The sequence below is a fragment of the Janthinobacterium sp. CG3 genome (assembly GCF_000344615.1).
Classification (GTDB): domain Bacteria; phylum Pseudomonadota; class Gammaproteobacteria; order Burkholderiales; family Burkholderiaceae_D; genus Janthinobacterium.
The window spans coordinates 163,647-164,479 of record NZ_KB467825.1 but is presented as its reverse complement, the minus strand read 5'-3'; the positions used below and the strand labels follow the sequence as shown (position 1 = coordinate 164,479).

The following is an 833-nucleotide window of genomic DNA, read 5'->3' as shown; positions in this document are numbered from 1 at the left end:
GCACCGTTGAGCGGACTGGCGCTGCCGGGCCTGACCCTCGAAGCGTTGCCAGCCGCGGAGGCGCCGGCCAAGTTCGACCTGACCTGGAATGTGCGGGAAGAGGGTGGGCAATTGCTGAGCGCGTTCGAATACAGCACCGACCTGTTCGACGCGACAACGGTAGAAAGGATGGCAGGCCATTTGACGCGCCTGCTGGAAGCGGTGGTAGCCGAGCCGGACATGCGCGTGGCGGACCTGCCGCTGCTGCCGCACGCCGAGCGGCGCCAGTTGCTGCTGGACTGGAACGACACGGCGCGCGCCTATCCCCTGGATACGCTACACGGCATGGTCGAAGCCCAGGCGGCGCGCACGCCGGACCGTGTCGCCGTGGCGTTCGACGGGGTGGAACTCAGCTACGCCGAACTGAATGGGCGCGCCAATCAACTGGCCGGTCATTTGCGCGATATCGGCGTTACGACGGAAACCCTGGTCGGCGTGTGCCTGGAGCGTTCGGCGGACCTGGTAGTCGCGCTGCTGGGCATCCTGAAGGCCGGCGGCGCCTACGTGCCGCTGGACCCGGCCTATCCGAGCGCCCGGCTGGCGTATATGCTGGAGCACGCGCATCCGCGCGTATTGATCAGCCAGGAGAGCCTGCTCAAGGGCTTGCCGGACTGTTCCGCCCAACTGTTTTGCATGGACCGCGACTGGCCGATGGCGGCCCGGCATGCCGGCGGCAATCCGGAGTATCCGGTAGAGGGCGAGCACATCGCGTATGTCATTTACACCTCGGGTTCGACCGGCAAGCCCAAGGGCGTGCAGGTGCCGCACCGCGGCGTCGTCAACTTCCTGCACAC

The 833-nt window shown here is 66.9% G+C and carries 1 protein-coding gene; it reads left to right on the top strand.

Annotated elements, in window-relative coordinates; genetic code table 11:
* Positions 1 to 833, top strand: an 833-nt coding sequence (locus JANGC3_RS33405) for an AMP-binding protein (protein ID WP_198292106.1), incomplete at both ends; no start/stop codon positions are given.